Annotated in this window: 4 protein-coding genes and 1 pseudogene; 4 read left to right on the plus strand and 1 reads right to left on the minus strand. The window is 30.7% G+C overall.

The features are described from left to right. Positions 1–197, plus strand: a pseudogene (locus JX287_RS06425) (MFS transporter); the annotation flags it as partial. Positions 198–272: 75 nt separating this feature from the next. Here the strand turns inward: JX287_RS06425 and JX287_RS06430 are convergent. Then, the gene (locus tag JX287_RS06430; protein ID WP_239650352.1) at positions 273–1,772 is read right to left on the minus strand and encodes a glycerophosphoryl diester phosphodiesterase membrane domain-containing protein; all 1,500 of its coding nucleotides are present in this window, start codon (positions 1,770–1,772) and stop codon (positions 273–275) included. Positions 1,773–1,984: 212 nt separating this feature from the next. On the opposite strand from JX287_RS06430, the gene JX287_RS06435 reads away from it, so the two are divergent. From JX287_RS06435 to JX287_RS06445, 3 genes are read left to right on the plus strand one after another with little or no spacing between them, the layout of a single operon-like run. Next, positions 1,985–3,487, plus strand: a complete 1,503-nt coding sequence (locus JX287_RS06435; RefSeq protein WP_204643797.1) for a sucrose-specific PTS transporter subunit IIBC — start codon at positions 1,985–1,987, stop codon at positions 3,485–3,487. Next, on the plus strand, positions 3,477–4,787 hold the full coding sequence (locus JX287_RS06440) for a glycoside hydrolase family 32 protein (RefSeq protein ID WP_204643799.1): 1,311 nt from the start codon (positions 3,477–3,479) through the stop codon (positions 4,785–4,787). Before JX287_RS06435 ends, JX287_RS06440 begins: the two co-directional genes overlap by 11 nt. A 1-nt stretch (position 4,788) precedes the next feature. Beyond that, a complete protein-coding gene (locus tag JX287_RS06445) occupies positions 4,789–5,727 on the plus strand; it encodes a carbohydrate kinase family protein (protein WP_204643801.1) in 939 nt (312 codons plus the stop codon). Positions 5,728–5,861 lie beyond the last annotated feature (134 nt).

Below are 5,861 nucleotides of genomic sequence, written 5' to 3' on the forward strand. Positions count from 1 at the left end.
TGAATTCACAAAGATTAACAATCATGTTTGGGATTTTCTGGGCATTTGGATATGCGATATATACATTGTTTAACTTTGTATGGAGTTTAGTACTAAATCACATGGGATATTCTTCATCAATCATGTTCTATTTATTAGGAAGTGTAATCTATATTATTTTTGTTTTTACTTTCCCAGAAACAAGACCGAAGAAATAAAAAAAAATCTTTAGAGGTGAAAAATTCCTCTAAAGATTTTTTATTTGTAAAAATTATGTTAACTAAAATGAAATGTTATTGAAGAGGGATTACATAACCAGTTTCTAAATTTGGTGCTTTTGTTTCAAGTTCTTCCATAACTTTAGAATTAAGTGACATGAATTTATAATTTTCAAGTTTTAATCTTTTTATTTCTTCAATAAGAATATTGATGTAATTACTAGGTTCAGCACCATGGGGTTTTAGTTCAATCACTAGCTTCATATTTAAATCCTTAGCTTTATTTACAAATTCTTCTAAAGAAGGTATTTTACTAGTATGATCCCCTTGTTTTATTGGTAGACCAACAACTTCATCGTAGTTCATATCTTGAACTCGTTTATTAATACCAGCAAGTCTTTTAAGGTTATAGTCGTGCATTACAACGAATTTATTGTCTTTAGTCAGCAATATATCTAATTCTACATAGTTAGCTCCAACTTCAGCGGCACCTTCGAGAGCTTCAATAGAATTTTCTACACCTTTATAGACATATCCTCTGTGAGCAATCGTCTCGATATTTTTGTTGACTCCATTTCCATAAATATTAAAACCATTAATAATAGCTACAATAATAATTATTATAGTAGTAAAGGTTACTACTAATCTCGATTTTTTCTTGTTTTCATTAAGATTATTAACAAGTTCGTCTGATATTTCGTTTTGATCTATTAATACAGTTATTAACGATGTTATGACCGTTACTTTTGAGAGTACACCTATAAAGAAGATAATTGCACTTATTGCTGAGAAAAATAAGGTTTGAACTATAGGATTATTACCATCCTTATCAACACAAATACATATGAAGGTGATAACACCGATTAAAATTACTGCAATAATGATGTATATTGTTTCAAATAAGATAATAGTGATTACAAGTTTTCTTTTACCGGTTTTTGTAAGTTCCCAACTTTTTTTAATACTATCGAGTATATTCTCATCTCCAACAGCTGTGAGAGGAAGAGTAAAAATTAATCTAAGGTTTAGATAAGAAAAAACTATCATGATTGATCCCCAAATAATAAAACCACTGTTAGTTTTCATTATTTCACCGCTTATAAACTTAGGAACAAATAAGTTTTTAGCTAAAACAGATTTTACACCTAGGTTAATAGTAGGGATAGTAATTATGAAATAAATTATGAAAAATAGAGTTTGAAAACCTGCTAAATTTTTTGTTTTATTCCATGCATTTTTTAAGATCTTTCGATACGAATATTTTTTATCTGTTAGTTGTCCATATATCGTAAATGTTAGTATAGAAAATTCTATAAACATAAAAAATGCTACTATAAGGATTAAAAGATTAAGAATTATAAAACTATAAGGATTAGTTAATATGTGAAGAATATTATTTTTATCAAGATGTTCTTCACCAGCAAGGGTGAGTGCTAGTTGGAAAATTCTAGCGATTAGCCATAAGCCACATACAAGAATTAGTTGAATTATGGCAGCTATTGAGATGTAGGTGAATTTATATCGATTAATGTTTGTAGAAACACTAGTAAACAGATTTTTAATTGAAAAATCCATATAAGCCTCCTATTTTATAGTTATTAGATTATAACAAAAATAACACTTTGAAGCAAGAAAGCTACTATTTTTTTAAAAATATGGTAACGTTACTTTTTTCTCTTGACATTGGATTTAAAGAGGTGTAAAATAAAAAAAGTAACGTTACCACTTTTGTTTGGTAATTGTTAAATGTCATTATATAAATTAAAAAAGAAAAAGGAGAAATGACTATGGATTTAAAAAAAGTTGTAACTGAAGTAGTTGAACATAGTGGTGGTGAAGAAAATATTAGCTCTGTTGTTCACTGCGCAACTCGACTTCGTTTAGAATTAAACGATGAAAAAAAATATAATAAAGAAAAATTAGAAGATATCGAAGGTGTTAAAGGTGTATTCTTTAACAACGGTCAACTTCAATTAATCTTCGGAAGCGGTCTTGTTCAACAAGTGTATGCTAAGTATAACGAAGTTTATAAAGGCGGAGCTTCTAGTGAAGAAGAAGGAGAGAAAACTACAAGCAAGAAACCTAAAGGAAATCCTCTACAACGTTTTGTAAAAATGTTAAGTGATATTTTCGTTCCGATTATTCCAGCGATTGTTGCTGGTGGTCTTTTAATGGGTATTAACAATGTGTTAACAGCGAAAGATCTATTCTACACTGGAAAATCAGTTATTGAAGCTAATCCTGGTATTGCAGGTCTTGCAGATATGGTTAACGTATTTGCCAATGCACCATTTGTATTCTTACCAGTATTAATTGGGTTTTCTGCAACTAAACGTTTTGGTGGGAATCCATATTTAGGAGCTGCTCTTGCAATGTTAATGGTTCACCCAGATGTGATGAACTTTTACGTATTTGGTAAATTAGATCCAGCTACAAACCAACTTCTTGCACCAGCATTAGATATTGTTAATCAAAGTGGTCAAGCGGTTGATGGTTTACAAAGAGTAACTGCTTTACAATATTGGGATGTATTCGGATTTAAGATTGCTAAAGTAGGATACCAAGGAACAGTATTACCAATTCTTGCAGCTGCTTGGTTATTAGCGACAATTGAAAAATTCTTACGTCGTGTAACGCCATCATGGTTAGATAACTTAACAACACCATTAGTATCACTATTTGTAACAGGATTTGTAACATTCGCTTGGATGGGACCAGTTCTTCGTGAAGCTGGTACTTTACTAGGAGAAGGATTACAATGGTTATACACGAATGGAGGATTTGTAGGAGCTGGTATTTTTGGTCTATTATATGCACCAATCGTTATTACTGGACTTCACCAAAGTTTTGCAGCAATTGAAACTCAACTTTTAGCTGCGACAGGATTAACATTTATCTTCCCAATCGCATCTATGTCTAACGTAGCACAAGGTGCAGCAGTTTTAGCGGTATTAGTTTTCTCTAAAAACACAAAAATGAAATCAATCTCATCAGCATCAGGGATTTCTGCATTACTAGGTATTACAGAACCTGCGATGTTCGGTGTTAACTTAAGACTTAAATATCCATTCTACGGAGCTATTGCAGGAAGTGCGGTAGGAAGTGCTTGGATGGGACTTAACAAAGTATTTGCATCAGCATTAGGAGCAGCTGGTCTTCCAGGATTTATTTCAATTCCTGCAAACCACTGGTCAACATTCGCTATTGGTTTAGCATTAGCATTCATCGTTTCATTCTCAGTAACAGCATATTTCTTCAAAACTAAGAAGGAGCTTGTAAATGCTAGCTAATAATTGGAAACAAAATCTTCATTTAGAACCTACTAAAGGATGGCTAAATGATCCTAACGGATTAGCTTATTTTAATGGTAAATATCATATTTTTCACCAATATTCATATGAAGTAAATGGTGGACTAAAATTATGGTATTATTACACTAGTAGTGATCTAAAAAATTATGAAGACCGTGGCGTATTCCTAACACCAACGATAGAAGAAGAAACGCATGGTGTATATTCAGGAAGTGCCAATATAGAAGATGGAAAACTAGTCTTCTACTACACAGGGAATGTGAAATATAAAGGAGATTATGACTACGTTCATGCTGGTCGCGGTCATAATACCATATCTTTTGAAACGGAAGATGGAATTAATTTTACTGAGAAAAAATGTCTGTTAACAACAGACGATTATCCTAATATGTCAAATCATGTTAGGGATCCAAAAATTTTTGAAAAAAACGGAAAAAAATATCTAGTGCTAGGTGCTAGAGATAGTAATGATTATGGATGTTTATTAGTATATGATAAAGATACTCTTAAACCGTATAAAACTATTTATTCAAAAAAAAATCTAGGATTTATGTGGGAATGTCCTGATTATTTTGAAGTAGATGGGAAAGAAATATTTATGTTCTCACCTCAAGGTATTACAAGAATGTACCCGTACTATGAAAATATGTATCAAATTGGATATTCTGTAGTTGAAGATGGAATTGAGAATGTTGATAAACTAGATAACTTCACATTATTAGATTATGGACATGATTTTTATGCATCACAAACATTTTTAGATGAAGATAATAATCGTGTTTTAATAGGTTGGATGTATGTACCAGATAGTAGCTATACAAATCCGACTGCGAAGTTTGGTTATCAAAACTGTCTAACAGTGCCTCGTGTAGTAAATTTCAAGGATGGTAAAGTTAGACAAACGTTACATAAATCGGTAAAAGATTTATTAGGTAATGATATTAAAACTAATGACTTTAATAAAAATACATGGTATTATAAACAGGAACATGGAGAAAGTTTTGAAATCAGTGTAGCTGATTTTAAAGTTAGCTATGATAATAAAGAATTAAAAGTTTCTTTTGGCACTAGTGGTTACGGAAGAAATGATAGGAAATATAAATTGGATTTAGAAGATGTAGAAATAGTATTTGATAGTTCATCAATTGAATTATTCGCTAATGGTGGAGTATTTACGATTTCGACAAGATTCTATCCAGAAAATCACGATGTAAAAATATTAGCTACTAATTATGTAGCAAAAGAACTTGGAGCAATCGAAATTAGAGAGGAGAACTAAAATGGCAGTTTTATGTATAGGAGAGATGCTAATTGACTTTATTGGTGAAGGTGTAGGAACAATCGATAAAGTAACATCATTTAAAAAAGAGGCTGGAGGCTGTGTAGCCAATGTTGCGTGTGTTGCGCAAAAACTAGGACATAAGAGTTATTTATTAACATCACTTGGACAAGATGGTTTTGGTGATTTTCTAGAAAATACTTTAAAAAATGAAAATGTTGACTGCAAATATGTAAGTCGTAAAGCTGATAGTTTTACACCGTTAGCATTTGTTTCTTTAGATGAAACTGGAGACCGTTCATTTAGTTTTTACTTTAAAGGTTCATCAACATTAAGAATTAGTAAAGAAGATGTTGAAAAAGTTGATTTATCGGAAATTGAAGCAATTCACTTCGCAAGTATTGCTATTCAAGAAGAATCAAAAGATAGCCATCACTTATTACTAAAAAAAGCTAAAGAAGCTGGCGTGTTAATTTCTTTTGATGTTAACTTACGTTTCAATCTTTGGGACGATCACAAGATTTATCTTGAAACGATTAAAGAATTTTTACCTTATGTTGATGTAATTAAAGTTGCTGATAACGAATTAGAATTCCTAACAGGAACTACTAATATAGAAGAAGCATTGAAAAAAGACTTTAATCACATGAAAGTTGTTCTTTATACTAAAGGAGAACATGGGGCAGAAGTCTATTATGAAAATCACAAAGTAGTAACTGAAATACCTAATATAAAAGCTGTTGATACTACAGGGGCAGGAGATGCTTTTGCTGGATCATTCTTATCAAAATTATTAAATCATGAAGATTTTAATAATATTTCAGAAGAAGAATTAGCTCAAATGGCAAAATTTGCGACAAACTACGCTAGTTTAACAACTACAAAAACAGGTGCAATTTCAAGTTACTTAACTGAAGAAGAATATAATAGTCTAATATAATTTTTAAAAAATAAGTCCTAATTAGGGCTTATTTTTTATGCTATGTAAATTTCATAAAATATATAATAATATTTTTTAAGAAAAATAATTTGATAGTCTGTTGGTTTACATTTTTAATAATAATAAGCTAATAT

Source organism: Gemella haemolysans (assembly GCF_901873445.1).
Classification (GTDB): domain Bacteria; phylum Bacillota; class Bacilli; order Staphylococcales; family Gemellaceae; genus Gemella; species Gemella haemolysans_C.

What these genes read in the sequence shown, in the direction of transcription:
- JX287_RS06440 (WP_204643799.1), top strand. Translation starts at nt 3,477, where the DNA reads ATGCTAGCTAATAATTGGAAACAAAATCTTCATTTAGAACCTACTAAA.
- JX287_RS06435 (WP_204643797.1), top strand. Translation starts at nt 1,985, where the DNA reads ATGGATTTAAAAAAAGTTGTAACTGAAGTAGTTGAACATAGTGGTGGT.
- JX287_RS06430 (WP_239650352.1), bottom strand. Translation starts at nt 1,772, where the DNA reads ATGGATTTTTCAATTAAAAATCTGTTTACTAGTGTTTCTACAAACATT.
- JX287_RS06445 (WP_204643801.1), top strand. Translation starts at nt 4,789, where the DNA reads ATGGCAGTTTTATGTATAGGAGAGATGCTAATTGACTTTATTGGTGAA.